Source organism: Streptomyces sp. NPDC005551 (assembly GCF_042871785.1).
Classification (GTDB): Bacteria; Actinomycetota; Actinomycetes; order Streptomycetales; family Streptomycetaceae; genus Streptomyces.
The window spans coordinates 272,613-286,634 of the sequence record NZ_JBIAJE010000008.1 but is presented as its reverse complement, the minus strand read 5'-3'; the positions used below and the strand labels follow the sequence as shown (position 1 = coordinate 286,634).

The window sequence follows — 14,022 nt, the reverse complement described above, 5'->3', positions numbered from 1 at the left end:
CGCACACGGGCGCCCCCCCGGGGGACTCGCGTCGGAATGTCATCGGGGCCGGGATCTCCACCGGTCCCACCAGTGGTAGGCGCCGCCGACGAGCAGTCCGGCCGCCGCACTGCACGGCGCTGTGATCGCCGCGGTCACCGGACCGTGCCCGGTGTGCACGGCCCACGCCGCGACAGCCGTCCAGCCCGCCGCGACGCCCAGGAGACCGGCGGCGCACGCGTCGAGCCACCGGTACGGCGTCGCAACGGCTCCCCCCGCCGAGCGCAGCACCAGCAGCGGCAGGGCGAGCGCGAGAGCCGCCAGCAGGAGGATCACCGGAGACTGCAGATGCCGGGAGAACGGCGCTTTGTACTCGAAGGCCTGGACCACGGTGAGCGCGGTGAGCACCGCACCCAGGACGGAGGTCTGGACGAGCGTCAGCCAGATCCGGTGCTCGCTCAGCGCCCGCTCGGTGATGCCCGAGGCCACTGCGCGCGCCGCGTCGGCCCGTTCACGGGTGGCCTCCAGCTGGACCTGGTCGCCCTCCACCTGTTTGATCAGCCTTTGCGCGACGGCGAGTTCGGCCTCCGGCCAGGTGATGCCCGGTCCGTGCCGCCGGACGTCCGGTGTGTGGAGGCGCATGTTGTCGACGGCGATCGAGACGGTACGGACCAGCTGGCGCTGACGTGTGATCGTCCACAGGAGGCCGTGGGGACCGAACTGACCGCGGTCGAGCAGCGCTGCCGCCGTACGGATCCGGTCCAGTGACACCGGGCGGCCCGTGGACGTCGGGGCGAGCACTCGCAGCAGATCTTCGGTCTCGCGGTCACTGCGGTCCACGCGCTTGTTCACGGGCTCGGAGGACACGTACTGCCTCTCCTCGAAGCGCACCTTCGCGGCGTGCATGAGGTACCGCGTCAGCGGTCTGAGGCCCTGATGGCCGGGCAGGGCCCAGGCCCAGGCATCCAGGGCGTCCTCCTGCCGGGACGGTGCCAGGACGTGGATGTCCGAGAGCGGGTCCGGTGAGTCGTACTCCTCGGTGTTCCATACACGGAAGCCTTCGGCCGTCTCGTCGAACCCCTGCCACCAGGTGCCGCTCCCGCCGGAGGGCGCCCATCTGCGGACGTGCTCGCAGTCAGCGCGCCTGCTTCCGCCGGCACGGCCCCGGTGCAGAGCCTCGAATATGCGGAACTCGTGCAGGATTCCCTCCCGGGAGGGAGCCGGTCCCGCCGCCGTGAGGGCCGTCGTCCACTCCTGGAGCAGCGGGTTCCACCCCTCCAGCCCGGTCCGCGTCTCGTTGGGTGCGAGCAGGGCGACGACACCGGCCACATCGTGTTCCGTGAACGCGAACGCGGAGTAGAGCGCGCCCGAGCCCGCGCGGGTGGCCGCGCCGAGCATCGTGAACTCCTGGCCGTGGCCGAGACCGGTGGGCAGCTCGGGCAGGGGTGCCGGACCGCCGGCGATCGGTTCGGTCATACCCAGCGCCCGGCACGCCGTCCAGACGGTGTCCAGGTAGGGGTGGTTCGGTTCGTCGGTCTCTGCGGCGCGCGGCACGAAGCACGTCACGACCAGGGCCGGTTTGATGAAGGCACGCACTGCCTGTGACTCGCTTTCCCGACTCGGGGAGCTGGACCGATTCCGTGCTCAGGTCCTGGGCCGCCGGGTTCCCTCGGTGCCTTCGTCCTGTGCGGGCCGGGGCTGTGCCAGGTCGAGCGTGAGACGCCGGACCAGGCAGTTCAGCTGCTCCCGCTGCTGCGGCGGGATCGGGGTCTTCGCCGGGCCGGGCTGCGCTTTGGCGCGCCGGCCGCCCTCTTCCAGGGATTGCAGTGCGTCGAGCACGGCGCGGACCGTGTTCTCGTCGCGCCGGTCGAGTCCCGATTCCAGATCGTCGAGCGCCGACCCCACCACCGGCCATCGCTCCTCGGTCAGAAACCAGTCCTGGACGGCCTCCACACGACGGCGCACCCGTTCGATGTCGATGGCGTTCACATCCGCCCCCTTGCCCCTCGAAAGGCGCGCCGAGCCTGAAGGCGCCCCCCGCCTCCGGTGTGCACAGGGTAGCGCTCTGCGAGCGGGGTGTGACCTGGAATTCCCGATGGACGCCGGGACCCGCCGCCATTCCACCGCCACCCCGCCGGTCCTGTCGCCCGGTTCCGCCGGCCGCCGGGCACACTGGACCGCATGTCGTCCCGCCGCAGGAAGTGTCCTGAGTGCCGTCGTGAGATCGCCGTCGTCGCGGGTCGGTTCGCGCGGCACGACCCGGCCGGAGCCCGGGGGAGCGGTGAGCTCGTGTCGTGCCCCGGATCACGCAGGCCGGCGGAACTCGACGCGGCCCAGCCCACGCTCGACGGGTACGTCGTGCCCGGGTTCCCCGGTCAGCTGCCCCTCTTCTGACCCGTTGGGGGGGGGGGGGGGGGGGGGGGGGGGGGGGGCGGGGGGGGGGGGGGGGGCGGGGGCGGGCGGGGGCGGGGGGGGGGGGCCCCCGGGGGGGGGGGGGCGCCCCCGGGGCGGGGGGGCGGGGGGGGGGGGGGCCCCGGGCCCCCCCCCCCCCCCCCCCCCGGGGGGGGGGGGGGGGGCCCCCCCCCCCCCCACGAACGGGTCAGAGGATCCCCCGGGCCGAGCCGCCGGCGCCGGGGCCGGTGTGAGGTCGTGTCAGGCGAACGATTCCGCTCCCCTCGGCGGCGGGTGGAACCCGCGGGCGTGGACGCAGGGGAGCGGTGGGCCCCGGATGCGACTCCGGTCGTACTGGCCGCATGCCCCGGATGCGACTGCGGTTGCACACGGTCGCGACCCTGGATCGATGCGGCGGCGCGTACCTCGCGCCGAGGATGGCCGGGTGACCGAGATCATCACGGGACTGCACATGTCCCCCCTGGAACTCCTGGCCCTGTCGGGTGCCGTCGCGCTGGTGCTGGCGCGCTGGCTTCCCGCCGCCGCCCGCCCACCCGTCACGATCGCGGCGGGAGCGGTCTTCGTGCTGTCCGCGATCGTGCTGAGCGTGGCGGGGATCCGCTGGCAGATGCTTCCGGTACTGGCGGGCGCTGCCCTCGCGTTGCCGTTCGCCGTGTCTCCGCTGCTACGACGACGTGCGGGCCGGGAGACGAGGCGGGCCCGCTGGTGGCTGGCGTTGCCGGGGTCGCTGGCCTGCGTCGGCCTGATCAGCGCGGGCCCGGCGGCCGCCTGGGCCTTTCCCGTACCCGTGTTCCCCGAGCCGTCGGGCCACTTCGCGGTCGGCACGCGTGTGACGCAGTGGACCGACCCGCACCGCCCCGAGACCGCCACCGCCGAACGCGGAGACCGGCGCACGGTCGTGGTCCAGCTCTGGTACCCCGCGCAGCGGAGTCCCGCGGACGCGCAACGGGCCCAGTACCTCGGACGCACGGAGCGCGAGGCGCACACCGTCTCCGACGCCCTCGCGCGCTACATAGGCCTCCCCGGCTTCCTGGTCGACGGCGTCCCGCGCGCCCATACCCATGCGGTCTTCGACGCCCCCGTGGCCGGCGGGGGCGGACGGTTCCCGGTCGTGCTGTTCTCCCCCGGTCTCGGGGGAGTGCGCACCCAGAACACGGCCTGGGCGGAGGAACTGGCCAGCCACGGCTATGTGGTCGCCGCCCTCGACCACCCGTACGATTCCGCCGCCGTCGTCCTCACCGACGGCTGGACGATCACCACCAGGATCGCCGCCGCCGGCGACCCGGACGAAGACGAGAAACGGTCTGCCGAGACGTCGGGGATACGGGCCGCCGACCTCAGCTTCGTCCTCACCCAGCTGGGCCGTCTGGACCGGGGTGAGATCGCGGGGTCTCTGACCGGACGTCTGGACACCGGCCGGGTCGCGGCGACCGGCCACTCCATGGGGGGCGGTGCCGCCTTGCAGGCCGCCCGCCAGGACCGCCGGTTCGACGCCGTCATCGACCTGGACGGCTACCCCCACGACCCCGCCCCGAGCTCCTTCGACCAGCCGGTGCTCGCGCTGACCCAGGCCATCACCGAGGACACCGACCCGCGTTACCTGCCTCGCCTCGGCAAGGTCCTGAAGCTCAGCACCGCGACGAGCTACCGGCTCACGATCCCCGGCGCCGCACACATCACCTTCATGGACGGCCCTCTCTACCTGCCCCCGGTGCCCTCACTGGTCGGGTCCCTGGGCCGCACCGAGAGCCAGCGTGTCGTCGCCGCTGCCTCTCTCGCCTTCCTGGACTCCACGCTGCGTCACCAACCGGGTGACGTGACCGGCGCGCTGTCCGCCTACGGCGACCTGAGCGTCCAGCGGCCGGGGGGCGGCCGCTGACCGCTGCCCCGCCACACCAAGCCGGGGGCACGGCTCCCGCGGCCCGGACACGACCTAGTTCCCCGCCACCGACTTCACCGCCACCGAGACCGGTGCCGATCCGCTGATCAGTTCCAGGGTGAGGCCGGCCGTCGCCGGGGTGTCCACCAGCTCCGCCAGCACCGCCGCAACATCCTCACGGGGGACCGAACCGCGCCCCGTGGAGGCCTCCAGGCGGACGAGGCCCGTCCCCGCGTCGTCCGTCAGGGTGCCGGGACGCAGGATCGTCCAGTCCAGGGCTTCCCGGCCGCGTACGTACTCGTCGGCCTCGCCCTTGGCGCGCAGGTACGCGTCGAAGATTTCGTGTCCCTGGTGCGCGGCATCCGCGCCCATCGAGGAGACGACGACGTAACGCCGTACACCCGCCAGCTCCGCCGCGTCCGCGAACAGGACCGCCGCGGCCCGGTCCACGGTGTCCTTGCGGGCGACGGTGCTGCCCGGGCCTGCGCCCGCCGCGAAGACGGCCGCGTCCGCGCCCCGCAGGTGCCCGGCGACCTCCTCGACCGAGGCCGTCTCCAGATCGCACAGGATCGGCTCGGCACCGGCCTCCCGCAGATCGTCGCCCTGCTCCGCGCGGCGGATGATGCCCGCCGCCTCGTCGCCGCGCGCGGCGAGCAGGCGCTCCAGCCGCAGTGCGATCTGACCATGACCTCCAGCAATGACAATGCGCATGATTCCGACCGTACGCCCGGCCGGGCGGCTTCGCCGCACAACCCTGTGGACGACTTGTGAGTCATAGCGGTGATCACTGCGAAATCAGAGGTCGCTGTCCACGCCGTACGACGCCCCGGGGGCCGTTCGGCGACGTGCGGCCTCGTTAGGAGACCCCCATCACCACGCTACGCAAGACCGTCACCGTGGCCGGCTGTGCCGCCGTCCTGTTCGCCACGGCGGCCGCCTGTGGCACGGTCGAGAATCTCACCGCCGGACAGAAGGTCGACCACGCCGTCGACCGGCTCGGCGAACAGAAGTCCCTCGCCTTCGGCTTGAGCCTGGACGCGACCCCAAAGGCCCTGGCCTCGCTGGCGGGCGACACCGGACCGGGCGAGGAGGTGCCCGAGGAGTTCACCGACCTGATCGCCGGGCTGCACGTCGACGTCTCGGTCAAGTCCCGCAAGAAGCTCGCCGATTCCGGGGAAAAGGACCTCCTCGGTACGAGCGTCAGGGTCGCGGGTCCCAAGGGCGTCCTCGTCGAGTACCGGGCCGTCGGTGACTACATGTACTACCGCGCCGACCTGAAGGCCCTCGGCGACGCGATGGGCTTCCCCTTCCCGACCGCAGACGAACTCCCCGAAGAGGAGAAGGGGTTCAAGAAGGTCCTGGAAGGCGAGTGGGCCAAGGTCGACGCTCGCGAGCTCGAGAAGTCGGGCAAGGGCACGAAGGGGTCCGGCGACGAGGTCGACGCGAAGACCCAGCAGAAGGTCATGAAGGCCGTCCGCGGAGCCATCACGGACGAAGTGACCTTCCGCGACAAGGGCGAGAGCGACGGTGCCGAACACGTCGTCGCCAAGGCAGGCTTCCGCGACCTGCTCACCGAACTGTTCGACAGGCTCCGTCCGCTGCAGGGGGACCTCCCGCCGGGTGCCGAACTCCCCACGGCCAAGGACCTCAAGGAAGCCCCGGACAAGAAGGTCGCCGTCGACTTCAGGCTGAAGGACGGTGACCTCGAACAGGTCAGGGTCGACCTGGCCGTCCTCGCCGACAAGCCGAACGGCACGAAGCTGCCGCTGGTCCTGAAGTTCAGCGAGGCGGGTGACGTGAGTGCCCCGAAGGGCGCCACGGAACTCCCCGCGGACGAACTCCGCGGCCCCGGCAGCCCCTTCGCCGGCGGCATGCTGGGCGGCGGCATGCTCTGACCCACCCGCCGGCCGGCCTCGAACGCCGATCCGGCGCACCGGCAGGGGGCGGGGACCGCTGCGACGGCCCTCCTCGCCCCCGCCGGGGGACCGCTGCGACGGCCCTCCTCGCCCCCGCCGGGGGACCGCTGCGACGGCCCTCCTCGCCCCCGCCGGGGGAGCGCTACGACGGCTCCCCCCGCCACCTCCGGGGGACCGCTACGACGGCTCCCCCCGCCCCTGCCGGGGCAGATCCAACGCCGCCGTCACGGCCGAACCGCAGTACTCCCGCACCGCACTCGTCCGTGCCACCACGCGCCCGCCGTGTACGACGATCCGGCTGTACGCCAGCGACAGCGCCCCGGCGAGCCGGTCGCCGCGCACCGCGAGCAGCTCCGCGGGGAAACCGGCCTCCACACGCACCTCGGGCAGGCCGAGGGCGGCTCTGGCGGCGGAACCGACCGTGTCGTAGGCGTCCTCGGGCCGCAGCCCGTAGCGCGAGGCGAGCAGGTACGCCGCCTCCAGCGGGTCCCCCCGGCCCACCGGGTTCGAGACGTCGCGCAGGGCGCCGCTGCCCGCCGCGACCCGCACACCGGCCGACCGCAGCAGCCGTACCGGAGCCGTGCCGGGCCGGTCGACGCTGCCACAGCCGCCCTGCGGGAGGCACACCACCGTCACTCCGGCCGCCGCGAGCTGGTCCGCGGCGCGCGCCGCCACCTCGCCGGGCAGCCGCCCGAGGCCGCCGCACGGACCGAGGGTCACTCCGGGGCGCAGGCCGCCCGCCATCGCCGCCAGCCGGGCCAGCCGGGCCGGATCGGCGCCGTCCGTGTGCAGGTCGACCGGACAGCCGTGCTCGGAGGCGATCTCCAGCACCGCCTCCACGTACCCCGTCGGGTCCGGGTCCGTGTCCGGGCAGCCGCCCACCGCCGAAGCGCCCATCTTCACCGCGTCCCGCAGCATCGCGAGACCGTCGGCCCCGGCCACCCCGGTCAGCAGCCGGGGCATCGCGACCGTCGACAGCTCGGTGAGACCGCGGAGCGCCCGGCGCGCCCGGAGCACCGCCGTCAGCGCGCCGAGTCCCTGCACGGCACCGACGTGCACGTGCGAGCGCAACGCCGTCGCGCCGTGCCCGAGTTGGAGCAGCGCCGCCTCGGTGACCCGGCGTTGGACCTGCCCGGAGTCGGACGAGACCGGTCCGTCCTCGTCGGCCGTGAACGCCGTGTCGCCGTGCGCGTGGGCCTCGGCGGGGGCCGGCAGGAGCAGGTAGCCGTCGAGGTCCACACGCGTGCCGTGGGCGGGGCTTCCGCCCGGAGCGAGGCTTCCCGCGGTGCCGACGGCCTCGATGCGTCCGCCGACGAGCCGCACGTCCACGGTCCTGCCGTCGGTGAGCCGCGCTCCGCACAGCAGCAGGGCGGCAGCGTCGGCATGTCCCGAGGAGGACGGGGACGAGGGGGGCGGCTGCGGCTGGCTGTCGTGCATCGCGCTCCTGAGGGCTCGGGGACGTCTGCGCGGCAGGGACGCAAGGTCACGCAGAGTGAGTCGAGCCTAGGGTCGCGACCCGCCGGTCTCCGGGAGGAGCGCAATAGTCGTACCGGTGTGGTCCTCGTGTTGACCGGATACGACGAATGGGCCGAAAGGGAGGCTTTGGCCAGGCCGAACGGACACAGGTCCGAGCGCCGGACCGACGGCCTCCGGAGCTCCGCGTGGCCTCCCGCGCCCCGGGGGTCACCGCCGTTCCCCACGCGCCTCACCGGGTGGCGACTGCGCGTCCTCCGCGGCAAAGACCCGTGCGCAACCCGCGCCGATCCGCCCTTCTCGGAGGCCGCTCGCAGAGGCTGTGGAACCCCCGGCGTACGGCCGCGACTCACCCCTTCGACCGTCCGTAGTACGGCCGTCGGACGCCCTGAGTGACGGGTGGGAGACACCCCGGGGCAGGTGCCGCGAAACGGATTTGGGCGATCGGCGACCGACCGTGTAATGTCTTCATCGCTCGCCCCAATAGCTCAGTCGGCAGAGCGTCTCCATGGTAAGGAGAAGGTCTACGGTTCGATTCCGTATTGGGGCTCTGGTGTGTGAGGTTCCCGTCGCAAGGCGGGGCCCGATCGCATCTCAGCGGTGTAGCTCAGTCGGTAGAGCAAGCGGCTCATAATCGCTGTGTCACCGGTTCAAGTCCGGTCACCGCTACTGACAGTAGCCGATTGTTGGGTCGGTCCTTCGATCGGCTACTCTTCTATGCGTTAATCGTCCCATCCGTTCGTCAAGGAGCACTCCTGTGGCTGCCACCGACGTCCGCCCGAAGATCACGCTGGCCTGCGTGGAGTGCAAGGAGCGGAACTACATCACCAAGAAGAACCGGCGTAACAACCCGGACCGACTGGAGATGAAGAAGCACTGCCCGCGTTGCAACGCGCACACCGCGCACCGCGAAACGCGATAGTTTCAGGCTCGTACACGAGGCCGTCCCCAGCAACGGGGGCGGCCTCGCGTCGTTCACCCGCCGAGCGTCCCACCGTGGACCTCGGCTGAGACTCGTTGTTCCGGCTGAAACCAGGAGGTGCCGAGTCCATGGCGCTCGACCAGTCCTTCGTGGGGCGGTCCTACCCGCCCACCGACCCCTATGAGGTCGGCCGGGAGAAGATCCGCGAGTTCGCGGAGGCCGTGGGGGACGCCAACCCCGCGTACACGGACCCCGACGCCGCCAAGGCGCTCGGGTACGCCGATGTGATCGCCCCGCCGACCTTCGTCTTCGCGATCACCTTCAAGGCCGCGGGGCAGGTCGTCCAGGACCCCCAACTGGGCCTCGACTACAACCGCGTGGTGCACGGCGACCAGAAGTTCGCCTACACCCGGCCGGTGCGCGCGGGCGACCGGCTCACGGTCACCTCGACCATCGAGTCGATCAAGTCCCTCGCGGGCAACGACGTCGTGGACATCCGCGGTGAGGTCCACGACGAGACGGGCGAGCACGTGGTGACGGCTCGCACGAAGCTCGTCGCGCGTGCGGCGGAGGAGGACTGACATGACGGCGAAGATCTCTTACGCGGACGTCGAGGTCGGCACGGAACTGCCGGCCCAGGTCTTCCCCGTGACGCGTGCCACGCTCGTGCGGTACGCGGGCGCCTCCGGGGACTTCAACCCGATCCACTGGAACGAGAAGTTCGCGGTCGAGGTCGGTCTCCCCGACGTCATCGCGCACGGCATGTTCACGATGGCCGAGGCCGTCCGCGTCGTCACCGACTGGGTGGGCGACCCGGGCGCGGTCGTCGAGTACGGCGTCCGCTTCACCAGGCCCGTCGTCGTCCCGAACGACGATCACGGCGCGACGATCGAGGTCAGCGCCAAGGTCGCGGCCAAGCTCGACGACAACACCGTCCGCGTCGACCTCACGGCGATGAGCGCCGGACAGAAGGTGCTCGGGATCTCACGGGCGGTCGTACGACTGGCGTAAGCGCCGCCGGACCGCGGCGAAGGCAGCGGGCGTAGTCGCCTCGGCACCCCCGCCCCTTCCGGGCGGTGGATGCCCACCAGGGCCCCCGGGGCGGCCGGACCCGCGCCGGGCCCCACCGATGGGCGGATGCTCCCCCGCTCTCTCGTACTCTTGAGCCCGTGCAGGAACTCCACGACGCTCCGCTCGCCCCCCTGACCACCTTCCGGCTCGGCGGGCCCGCCGACCGGCTGATCACCGCCACGACCGACGCCGAGGTGATCGCCGCCGTCCGCGAGGCCGACGACAGCGGGACGCCGCTGCTGCTCATCGGCGGCGGATCGAACCTGGTCATCGGCGACAAGGGCTTCGCCGGGACGGCCCTGCGCATCGCCACGACCGGCGTCGGACTCGACGGGACGCGGCTGGAACTGGCCGCCGGCGAGGTGTGGACGGACGCGGTCGCCCGCACCGTCGAGGCCGGACTCGCCGGCGTCGAGTGCCTCGCCGGGATCCCCGGCTCGGCGGGCGCGACCCCCATCCAGAACGTCGGCGCGTACGGCCAGGAAGTGTCGTCGGCCATCACCGAGGTGGTCGCGTACGACCGCGTCACGCGCGAGACGGTCACCCTCGCCAACGCCGACTGCGCCTTCTCGTACCGCCACAGCCGCTTCAAGGCGGACCCCGAGCGCTACGTCGTCCTGCGCGTCCGCTTCGAGCTCGAGGACGCGGCCGGGCTCTCCGCGCCGGTCAAGTACGCCGAGACGGCGCGCGCCCTCGGCGTCGAACCGGGCGACCGCGTGCCCCTCGCCGCCGCCCGGGAGACCGTCCTGAAACTGCGGTCCGGCAAGGGGATGGTCCTCGACCCCGAGGACCACGACACCTGGTCGGCCGGATCGTTCTTCACCAACCCGATCCTCACGCACGAGGAGTTCGCGGCGTTCCACGCGCGCGTGCGGGAGCGGCTCGGCGACGACGCCATGGCACCGGCGTACCCGGCCGGGGACAGCCACACCAAGACCTCCGCGGCCTGGCTGATCGACAAGGCCGGCTTCACCAAGGGCTACGGCACCGGGCCCGCCCGGATCTCCACCAAGCACACCCTCGCGCTCACCAACCGCGGCGGGGCCACCACCGACGACCTGCTCGCGCTCGCCCGCGAGGTCGTCGAAGGCGTGCGCGACGCCTTCGGGATCACGCTGGTCAACGAGCCGGTGACGGTGGGCGTCAGCCTCTGAGGCGACGGAGCCGTCCGACCGGGCCGAAGGGCCTCACGAGGCGAGCCAGTCGTCGACTCCGGACAACAGCTTCGCGCGGACGTCCTCGGGGGCGGCCGAGGCGCGGATGGACTGCCGGGCCAGCTCGGCCAGTTCCGCGTCGCTGAAGCCGTGGTGGCGGCGGGCGATCTCGTACTGGGCGGCGAGACGCGAGCCGAACAGGAGCGGGTCGTCCGCCCCGAGGGCCATCGGGACCCCGGCTTCGAACAGAGTCCTCAGGGGTACGTCCTCGGGCTTCTCGTAGACACCGAGGGCGACGTTGGACGCCGGGCAGACCTCGCAGGTCACCTGGCGGTCCGCCAGCCGCTTCATCAGCCGTGGGTCGTCCGCGGCCCGCACCCCGTGCCCGATCCGCGTGGCGTGCAGGTCGTCCAGGCAGTCCCGCACGGACGAGGGCCCGGCGAGCTCGCCGCCGTGCGGCGCCGACAGCAGCCCGCCCTCGCGCGCGATCGCGAAGGCCCGGTCGAAGTCCCGCGCCATGCCACGCCGTTCGTCGTTGGAGAGCCCGAAGCCGACGATGCCGCGGTCCGCGTACCGCACCGCCAGGCGGGCCAGCGTGCGGGCGTCAAGCGGGTGCTTCATCCGGTTCGCGGCCACCACGACCCGCATCCCGAGGCCGGTCTCCCGCACGGCCGAGTCCACCGCGTCCAGGATGACCTCCATGGCCGGGATGAGCCCGCCCAGACGAGGCGCGTACGACGTCGGATCGACCTGGATCTCCAGCCACCCCGAGCCGTCCTTCAGGTCCTCCTCGGCGGCCTCGCGCACCAGACGCCGGATGTCCTCGGCATCCTGCAGGCACGACCGGGCCGCGTCGTACAGCCGCTGGAAACGGAACCAGCCCCGCTCGTCGGTCGCCCGCAACTGCGGCGGCTCCGCGCCGGTCAGCGCGTCCGGCAGCCGGACACCGTGCCTGTCGGCCAGCTCGAGCAACGTGCTGGGGCGCATGGACCCCGTGAAGTGCAGGTGCAGATGGGCCTTGGGCAGTTCAGAGAGATCACGTACACGCTCCATCCCAGGATCCTGCCGTACGGGAATGCCCCACCGGTAGCGTTTTCCCTGATCGTGGTCTTGCTCGAACGAAGAAGCGGACTGCCCTCCCGAACGAAGAAGCGGACCGCCCTCCCGGAGGAGGACGGTCCGCACACGCGCGTGGAGCGCGAAAAAGGGGTACGACGCCCCTGACGGCGTACGACCGGGTCAGTCGCGAGCCTCCGCCAGCAGCTTCTGGATCCGCGAGACACCCTCGACCAGGTCGTCGTCGCCCAGCGCGTACGACAGACGCAGGTAACCCGGCGTGCCGAAGGCCTCGCCCGGGACGACCGCGACCTCCGCCTCCTCCAGGATGAGCGCGGCCAGCTCGACCGTGTTCTGCGGACGCCTGCCGCGGATCTCCTTGCCGAGCAGCGCCTTCACCGAGGGGTACGCGTAGAAAGCACCCTCCGGCACCGGGCAGAGCACGCCGTGGATCTCGTTCAGCATGCGCACGATGGTCTTGCGGCGCCGGTCGAAGGCCTCACGCATCTGCGCGACCGCCTCCAGGTCGCCCGACACGGCGGCCAGCGCGGCGACCTGGGCCACGTTGGAGACGTTCGACGTGGCGTGCGACTGCAGGTTGGTCGCGGCCTTGACGACGTCCTTGGGACCGATGATCCAGCCCACGCGCCAGCCGGTCATCGCGTAGGTCTTGGCGACGCCGTTGACGACGATGCACTTGTCGCGCAGCTCCGGCAGCAGGGCCGGCAGCGACACGGAGACCGCGTCCCCGTAGACCAGGTGCTCGTAGATCTCGTCGGTGAGCACCCACAGGCCGTGCTCGACGGCCCAGCGGCCGATGGCCTCGGTCTCGGCCTCGGTGTAGACCGCGCCGGTCGGGTTCGAGGGCGAGACGAAGAGGACGACCTTGGTCTTCTCCGTGCGGGCGGCCTCCAGCTGCTCGACCGAGACGCGGTAGCCGGTGGTCTCGTCGGCGACCACCTCGACCGGCACGCCACCGGCGAGCCGGATCGACTCCGGGTAGGTCGTCCAGTACGGCGCCGGGACGATGACCTCGTCGCCCGGGTCCAGGATCGCGGCGAAGGCCTCGTAGATGGCCTGCTTGCCGCCGTTGGTCACGAGGACCTCGGAGACGTCCGGCTCGTAGCCGGAGTCGCGCAGCGTCTTCGCGGCGATCGCGGCCTTCAGCTCGGGCAGACCGCCCGCCGGCGTGTAGCGGTGGTACTTCGGGTTCTTGCACGCCTCGACGGCGGCTTCGACGATGTAGTCCGGGGTCGGGAAGTCGGGCTCACCGGCGCCGAAGCCGATCACCGGACGCCCGGCGGCCTTGAGGGCCTTCGCCTTGGCGTCCACGGCGAGGGTGGCGGACTCGGAGATCGCACCGATCCGGGCGGAGACCCGGCGCTCGGTGGGAGGGGTTGCAGCGCTCATGGCGCCCATAGTTTCAGACCGGAAACGTCCCGGGTACGCGGGTTTCACAGACTGAACACCCGCGGATCGACCACGGACAAAGCCCGTACGGACACTTTCTGTTCGACGACCGGCCGCCGAGCACGTACACTCACACCTCGTTGGCCTTCACCGGCCGCGCCCACCCGGTGCACACCGAGCACCCGGGCGGATGCGGTACGTTGGGGGAACCAAAGGGTCGTAGCTCAATTGGTAGAGCACTGGTCTCCAAAACCAGCGGTTGGGGGTTCAAGTCCCTCCGGCCCTGCTACACACTCCTTCGCCAGGATGTGTGCGCATGTACGTACTGCTTTGCACCGCCGTGCGGCTCAACCGGGCGCGGCGCGGCCACGACCCGGAATCAGGTGAGGACGAGTGACGGACGCCGTGGGCTCCATCGACATGCCTGATGCCCAGGACGAGGCGCCGGAGTCCAAGAAGAAGACCCGCAAGGGCGGAAAGCGTGCCAAGAAGGGCCCGCTGAAGCGCCTTGCCCTCTTCTACCGCCAGATCGTCGCGGAGCTCCGCAAGGTCGTCTGGCCGTCCCGCCATCAGCTGACGACGTACACGACCGTAGTGATCGTATTCGTCATCATCATGATCGGTCTGGTCACCGTGATTGACTATGGACTCGATCACGCCGCCAAGTACGTCTTCGGCTGAGCCAAGAGCGAAGGGCGCCGTCACCGGCGCCCCTTTCGCGTGTTCCACCCCCATGTATCCAGGAAGAAG

Annotated in this window: 14 protein-coding genes and 3 tRNA genes; 11 read left to right on the top strand and 6 right to left on the bottom strand. The window is 71.9% G+C overall.

The features are described from left to right. Nucleotides 1–39: 39 nt before the first annotated feature. Nucleotides 40–1,575, bottom strand: a complete 1,536-nt coding sequence (locus ACFYP4_RS24395; RefSeq protein WP_388787974.1) for a CATRA conflict system CASPASE/TPR repeat-associated protein — start codon at nt 1,573–1,575, stop codon at nt 40–42. A 48-nt stretch (nt 1,576–1,623) separates the two neighbouring features. After that, a complete protein-coding gene (locus tag ACFYP4_RS24390; protein ID WP_358850917.1) occupies nt 1,624–1,968 on the bottom strand; it encodes a CATRA system-associated protein in 345 nt (114 codons plus the stop codon). Between the two features lie 192 nt (nt 1,969–2,160). Here ACFYP4_RS24390 and ACFYP4_RS24385 point away from each other — a divergent pair, with 192 nt between their 5' ends. After that, nucleotides 2,161–2,373 (top strand): hypothetical protein, encoded by a 213-nt coding sequence (locus tag ACFYP4_RS24385; protein WP_358850916.1) that lies wholly within the window; start codon nt 2,161–2,163, stop codon nt 2,371–2,373. A gap of 406 nt (nt 2,374–2,779) precedes the next feature. Further along, on the top strand, nt 2,780–4,270 hold the full coding sequence (locus ACFYP4_RS24380) for an alpha/beta hydrolase family protein (RefSeq protein WP_388787970.1): 1,491 nt from the start codon (nt 2,780–2,782) through the stop codon (nt 4,268–4,270). 54 nt (nt 4,271–4,324) lie between these two features. Here the strand turns inward: ACFYP4_RS24380 and ACFYP4_RS24375 are convergent, their stop codons facing one another. Further along, nucleotides 4,325–4,981 (bottom strand): NAD(P)H-binding protein, encoded by a 657-nt coding sequence (locus ACFYP4_RS24375; RefSeq protein WP_358852986.1) that lies wholly within the window; start codon nt 4,979–4,981, stop codon nt 4,325–4,327. A 185-nt stretch (nt 4,982–5,166) separates the two neighbouring features. Here ACFYP4_RS24375 and ACFYP4_RS24370 point away from each other — a divergent pair, with 185 nt between their 5' ends. Further along, nucleotides 5,167–6,165, top strand: coding sequence for a hypothetical protein (locus ACFYP4_RS24370; protein ID WP_358852985.1), 999 nt, complete (start codon nt 5,167–5,169; stop codon nt 6,163–6,165). Nucleotides 6,166–6,363: 198 nt separating this feature from the next. Here ACFYP4_RS24370 and ACFYP4_RS24365 read toward each other — a convergent pair whose 3' ends face one another. Continuing rightward, nucleotides 6,364–7,623: an amidohydrolase family protein gene (locus ACFYP4_RS24365; protein ID WP_358852984.1), complete on the bottom strand. Its 1,260-nt coding sequence runs from the start codon at nt 7,621–7,623 to the stop codon at nt 6,364–6,366. Nucleotides 7,624–8,136: 513 nt separating this feature from the next. Between ACFYP4_RS24365 and ACFYP4_RS24360 the strand changes: the two genes are divergently transcribed. The 6 genes from ACFYP4_RS24360 to ACFYP4_RS24335 all read left to right on the top strand — a co-directional run bounded on the left by ACFYP4_RS24360 (nt 8,137) and on the right by ACFYP4_RS24335 (nt 10,806). Then, nucleotides 8,137–8,209, top strand: a tRNA-Thr gene (locus tag ACFYP4_RS24360). 46 nt (nt 8,210–8,255) lie between these two features. Continuing rightward, nucleotides 8,256–8,328, top strand: a tRNA-Met gene (locus tag ACFYP4_RS24355). Nucleotides 8,329–8,416: 88 nt separating this feature from the next. Then, nucleotides 8,417–8,581: a 50S ribosomal protein L33 gene (gene rpmG / locus ACFYP4_RS24350; protein ID WP_003948671.1), complete on the top strand. Its 165-nt coding sequence runs from the start codon at nt 8,417–8,419 to the stop codon at nt 8,579–8,581. A 128-nt stretch (nt 8,582–8,709) separates the two neighbouring features. Further along, nucleotides 8,710–9,162 carry a MaoC family dehydratase N-terminal domain-containing protein gene (locus tag ACFYP4_RS24345; protein WP_358852983.1) on the top strand — a complete coding sequence of 151 codons (453 nt, stop codon included), beginning with the start codon at nt 8,710–8,712 and terminating at the stop codon, nt 9,160–9,162. A gap of 1 nt (nt 9,163) precedes the next feature. After that, nucleotides 9,164–9,592, top strand: a complete 429-nt coding sequence (locus ACFYP4_RS24340; RefSeq protein WP_388787965.1) for a MaoC family dehydratase — start codon at nt 9,164–9,166, stop codon at nt 9,590–9,592. Between the two features lie 158 nt (nt 9,593–9,750). Continuing rightward, complete coding sequence (locus tag ACFYP4_RS24335; RefSeq protein WP_358852981.1) at nt 9,751–10,806, top strand: UDP-N-acetylmuramate dehydrogenase; 1,056 nt, start codon at nt 9,751–9,753, stop codon at nt 10,804–10,806. Between the two features lie 33 nt (nt 10,807–10,839). Here ACFYP4_RS24335 and ACFYP4_RS24330 read toward each other — a convergent pair whose 3' ends face one another. Together ACFYP4_RS24330 and ACFYP4_RS24325 are read right to left on the bottom strand one after the other, a co-directional pair. After that, entirely contained in the window at nt 10,840–11,859 is a 1,020-nt protein-coding gene (locus ACFYP4_RS24330; RefSeq protein ID WP_358852980.1) for an adenosine deaminase, read from the bottom strand. A 186-nt stretch (nt 11,860–12,045) separates the two neighbouring features. Beyond that, the gene (locus ACFYP4_RS24325) at nt 12,046–13,272 is read right to left on the bottom strand and encodes a pyridoxal phosphate-dependent aminotransferase (protein WP_358852979.1); all 1,227 of its coding nucleotides are present in this window, start codon (nt 13,270–13,272) and stop codon (nt 12,046–12,048) included. 213 nt (nt 13,273–13,485) lie between these two features. Here ACFYP4_RS24325 and ACFYP4_RS24320 point away from each other — a divergent pair. Together ACFYP4_RS24320 and secE are read left to right on the top strand one after the other, a co-directional pair. Next, nucleotides 13,486–13,558 (top strand) — tRNA-Trp (locus tag ACFYP4_RS24320). Between the two features lie 107 nt (nt 13,559–13,665). Continuing rightward, nucleotides 13,666–13,953 (top strand): preprotein translocase subunit SecE, encoded by a 288-nt coding sequence (gene secE / locus ACFYP4_RS24315; protein WP_358852978.1) that lies wholly within the window; start codon nt 13,666–13,668, stop codon nt 13,951–13,953. Nucleotides 13,954–14,022: the final 69 nt, after the last annotated feature.

Coding starts and splice junctions, on each gene's coding strand:
- ACFYP4_RS24385 (WP_358850916.1), top strand. CDS start 2,161: ATGTCGTCCCGCCGCAGGAAGTGTCCTGAGTGCCGTCGTGAGATCGCC.
- ACFYP4_RS24325 (WP_358852979.1), bottom strand. CDS start 13,272: ATGAGCGCTGCAACCCCTCCCACCGAGCGCCGGGTCTCCGCCCGGATC.
- ACFYP4_RS24345 (WP_358852983.1), top strand. CDS start 8,710: ATGGCGCTCGACCAGTCCTTCGTGGGGCGGTCCTACCCGCCCACCGAC.
- ACFYP4_RS24375 (WP_358852986.1), bottom strand. CDS start 4,981: ATGCGCATTGTCATTGCTGGAGGTCATGGTCAGATCGCACTGCGGCTG.
- ACFYP4_RS24340 (WP_388787965.1), top strand. CDS start 9,164: ATGACGGCGAAGATCTCTTACGCGGACGTCGAGGTCGGCACGGAACTG.
- ACFYP4_RS24365 (WP_358852984.1), bottom strand. CDS start 7,623: ATGCACGACAGCCAGCCGCAGCCGCCCCCCTCGTCCCCGTCCTCCTCG.
- ACFYP4_RS24330 (WP_358852980.1), bottom strand. CDS start 11,859: ATGGAGCGTGTACGTGATCTCTCTGAACTGCCCAAGGCCCATCTGCAC.
- ACFYP4_RS24380 (WP_388787970.1), top strand. CDS start 2,780: ATGCGGCGGCGCGTACCTCGCGCCGAGGATGGCCGGGTGACCGAGATC.